The organism is Micromonospora sp. M51, assembly GCF_018070305.1.
GTDB lineage: Bacteria > Actinomycetota > Actinomycetes > Mycobacteriales > Micromonosporaceae > Micromonospora > Micromonospora parva.
The window spans coordinates 1-4,115 of record NZ_JAGPXZ010000570.1; the positions used below are offsets into that span (position 1 = coordinate 1).

General features: G+C 72.6%; 3 protein-coding genes. 1 reads left to right on the top strand and 2 read right to left on the bottom strand.

Translation table 11 applies throughout. The features are described from left to right. Positions 1-203: 203 nt before the first annotated feature. Together KBX53_RS24660 and KBX53_RS24665 are read right to left on the bottom strand one after the other, a co-directional pair. The gene (locus tag KBX53_RS24660) at positions 204-2,510 is read right to left on the bottom strand and encodes an esterase-like activity of phytase family protein (RefSeq protein ID WP_210861903.1); all 2,307 of its coding nucleotides are present in this window, start codon (positions 2,508-2,510) and stop codon (positions 204-206) included. A 54-nt stretch (positions 2,511-2,564) separates the two neighbouring features. Then, positions 2,565-3,665: a hypothetical protein gene (locus KBX53_RS24665; RefSeq protein ID WP_247676157.1), complete on the bottom strand. Its 1,101-nt coding sequence runs from the start codon at positions 3,663-3,665 to the stop codon at positions 2,565-2,567. Positions 3,666-3,809: 144 nt separating this feature from the next. Here KBX53_RS24665 and KBX53_RS24670 point away from each other — a divergent pair. After that, a partial coding sequence (locus KBX53_RS24670) for a TIGR03089 family protein (RefSeq protein WP_210861905.1) occupies positions 3,810-4,115 on the top strand: 306 nt, incomplete at its 3' end.

Sequence of the window (4,115 nt, forward strand, 5' to 3'; positions counted from 1 at the left end):
TCGCTCCACTGCTCGACGGCGGCCCGGAACTCCCGGTAAAGGGCTGAACCTGGCTGGGCCGGTCGGCGGTCACCGCCGGTCACCTCCGTCGGGGCGGATGTGGCAGTGAGCGGTATGCCTCGGAGACATCAATATGACTCTGAGGCATACCGCTCAACAGCACATCGACCTGGCGGGCCGGGTCGCGCAGGGCCCGTGCCGGATCAGCGGTGTCCGAAGACCTTGCGGCTGGAGCCGAGGCGCAGCAGCACGGTCTCGCCGGTGGCGTCCTGGACGGCGTCGTTGTCGGTGATCGCGTACACCTCGCCGTTGCCGGCGACCGTCAGACCCTCCAGCTTCTCCTGGGTCCAGCCGTTGGTGGCGCGCAGCGCGGGCAGCACGTCGACGGCGAGGGTCTTCGGCAGCACTGTCAGCGGGCCGGTGGCAGCCGCACCGGGCAGCGGCACCGTGTAGACCCGCTTGACGGTCGCGGCCGGTCCGTTCAGCTTGTCCCGCTCGATGACCGCGAGCCGGTCACCGACCACGGTGATCTCGGAGAGGCCCATCCAGTCGCCGGGCACGCTGGTGGCCCCCACCTGGTAGCCGAACCAACTCCAGGTGCCCGCCGCGACGTCGTACCGCCCAAGTCGGACGACGCCGGCCGGATCGGTGCTCAGCTCCCGCTGCACGGCCACCCAGACGATCTCCCGACCCTGCCGGTCGGTGGTCGCGGTGACCCCCTCCAGGCCCTGCTTGCCGAGGCCGGCGGCGACCTCGGCGGGCAGCGCGACGGTCTGCCGGGTGACCCCGGCGGCGTCGAGCCGGACCAGCTTGTTCTCCGCGCCGATGGCACCCTCCACGGCGAGCCAGAAGCCACCCTGCGGGCGGGCGAAGACGCCCTCCGCGTCGTAGCCGACCGGCGCGCCGACAGCGTCCCGCACCGGCAACACACCGGTGATCACGGCCGGCGTCCGCTTCGCGTCGATGGTGAGGATGCGGGTCTGGCTGTACGCGGCGTCGGTGACGCTGTAGAGCTGGTCCCGCTTGCCCGGGACCGCGCTCAGCGCGCCGAGTGCGCCCCAACCGATCGGGGCGCCCGCCCGGTCGGTGCCGGAGACGATGCCCGGGAAGGCCGGGGTGCCAGTGCCGAGCTGGAACAGCGACACCGAGGCCCGGACGTTGACCGAGGCGTCGTCCTCCTCGCTGGAGACCGCGAGCAGCCCGCGCGACGGGATGGGCAGCAGCCCCTCCGGCCCGTTGGTGGTCGGCAGCACCTGCCGGAACACCGGCCGGATGGGGTCGCTCAGGTCGTAGACGGCGACGAAGTTGCTCCGCTCCGAGCCGACGAACGCGTACCGCACGCCGTCGTACTCGGCGACCGCCACGCCCTCCGGCTCGGTGCCCTTCTTGCCGGCCCGGTCCTCGTTGTGCAGCCCGTAGGTGACGGCGAGCCGCTCGAACGTGTTGCCGGCGTCCCAGGCGACCCGTCCGCTGCGGCTGTCGAGGACCGACCAGCCCCGGGTGCCGCCGCGCCAGTCGCCCTCGTTCGCAGTGGCGAGATAGCGGTCGTCGATCCAGGCCACCGCGTCCGGCTCGCGCGGCACGTCGGTGATGCTGCCGGTCAGGTCGATGACACCGTCCTTCCTGGTGTCGATGCCGCTGATCGTGGCGGTGCCGGCGCTGAACACGCTGGTGATCCGCCCGGTGGGCAGGTCGACCACCGCGACGCCGTTGTTCTCCTGGAGCGTCACTGCCAACTGGTTACGGCTGTTGATCGAGACGTACTCCGGCTCGGGGTCGGTCGGCGCGGCGAGACCGGCCCGCACCAGCGCGGGCAGCGCACTGCCGTCGGCCCCGGTCAGCGCTACCGGCCGCAGCCGCCATCCGGCCGGGGACTTCCCGGTCAGGTCGACGATCTGCACGAAACCGGCGGGTGCCTGGGGCAGGTCGCCCTCCTCGCCGCCGGGCGGGGTGGCCTCCTCGTCGCGCTCGTTCTCGATGGCGATCGCGGCGTACCGCTTGTCAGCGCTGATCGCGATCGAGTCGGGCTGACCGCCGAGGTCGAAGCTGGCCACCCGCTGCCGATTGGCCAGCTCGATCACGTCGAGCCGGCCGGACGGGGCGGTGTAGCTGGCGCTGGTGTTCACCACCACCAGCACGTACCTGCCGACCACGGCGACCGAGGTCGGCTCGTCCTCGGCGTCGCCGAGCTGGGCCAGGGAGAGCGTGCCGAGGCCGCGCGGCCGGTCGGCACGGGAGATGTCCAGGAAGCCGATGCGCCGGGCCAACGCGTCGGTGTGGATGAGAGTGCGACCGTCCTCGCTGACCGCCGAGATCTCGGCGACCGTCGCTGTCGTCGGATCCTCGCCGGCCGGGCGGTTCTGGAAGACCGGGTACGTGGCGACCCGGTCGAAGGCGAGCGACCTGGCTGGGTGGTGGTGCCCGCCAGCCGACGCGGGGGTGGCTCCGGTCAGGCTGGCGGCGGCGACACCGGCTGCGGTGAGCGCGGTGAATGCTCTTCTGAGTGTCAAGGACTTCCTCCGTTAGGTCGTACCCGCACGGAGGCTGACAGCTGTTGGGGAGCATCAGCTTGCGCCGACGTGAACAGTCGGCGAAGCACGGCGCAGTCGCCACCAGGCGCCGCCGACCAGGGCCACGGTGATGACGGTGACCGCGATGTCGCCGGCCAGGGCCGCCGTCGGGTTCCCCGGGGAGTACGGCGGCACCAGGTAGGTGAACGCGGCGGCGCTGACCACGCTGGCCGAGCCCGAAGCGAGCACGTGCCGCTGTCCCCAGTGCACGCCCGACGACCAGTACGCGATGGCGGCCCCCACGGCGGCGGCGAGCACCAGCGCGATGGTCACCCCCGCCCAGCCCGGCGCGAGGTCGGCGCCGAGCCGGACGAGGACGACCAGCAGGCCCAGCCACAGCGGATGCGGCAGCCGGCGGGGCCGGCGCGGAGCGGGGCGACGCCAGCGGGGCAGTAGCGCCGTCGCGACCAGGGCGAGGACGACCACTGCGGCGAGGGTCAGTTGGAGGGGGCTGGCCAGGAAGTTCTTCCGGCCCCCGTCGGACGCGAAGATCAGCAGACTGCCGAGCAGGTACAGCACGGCGACCACGGCCAGCCCGGGTCGGCCGAGCCACGGCCGGAGCCGGCGGCCCGGTCCGAGGAACGACTCGACGAGCACGATCGGCGCGCAGATGGTCAGCACGATGTGGTTGCCCACATAGTCGAAGGCCTGCCGGAGGCTGAATTCGAGTCCCGGCACCAGCGACGCCTCGGCCGCGGCACGGGTGTCGGCGTACTGGGTGTCGTCGAGGTAGTGCGGGTTGAACAGTGACTGGTCGACCAGGCCGGCCTGGAGTACGCCGAACGCGGCGGCGAGCAGCACGATCGTCGGCCAACCCGCGCCGAGGTGCCGGGCGGTCTCCCGGATCAGGATCGCCGCCCCGCCGTACATCGGGCCGAGGAATATCAGCACCGGCAGGAAGTCGTCGATGGCGAAGCCACCCCACGAACACTCGGCCGCCCACGGCGCGAGCCGCAGCACCGCGAACACCGGTAGGAGCCGCCGACGCAGCGGAAGACGTGCGGCGGCGACGGCACGGTCGTTGGTGGGGCGGTCTGCGGTGGCTGGGAGGTTGGCGGTGGCTGGGCGATCGACGGGCTGGGGTTCGGGCGGCATGGGCGCTCCTCGGGCAGCGCTTTCGGGTTCACCTCGTACGGTGCCCGGGCCTCCCGGCCGGCCGCTACGGCCATCGGCCGACGACAGCCGCGACCAAAGTCGTTGAGTAGGGTGACTTCGTCGTCGTCACCGGGGAGCGTGGACATGCAGCCAACCGTCACGGCCGATCTGTCGCTGCGGCCCGCCGATGTCGAACGTCCCCTGCTCAGCTACCGCGACGAGGCGACCGGCGAGCGGGTCGACCTGACCGCACAGCAGGTCGGCTCGTGGGCGGCGCGCAGCGCCAGCCTGCTGCGGGACGGCTGTGGACTTGGCCCCGGCAGCCGCGTAGCGGTCCTGCTGCCGCCGCACTGGCGTACCGCCGCGGTGTTGTTGGGCGCGTGGGCCTCGGGCCTGGCGGTGTCGTTCCGGCCGCGCGCCCCGGCGGGCCTGCCGGTGCTCGAACCGGGC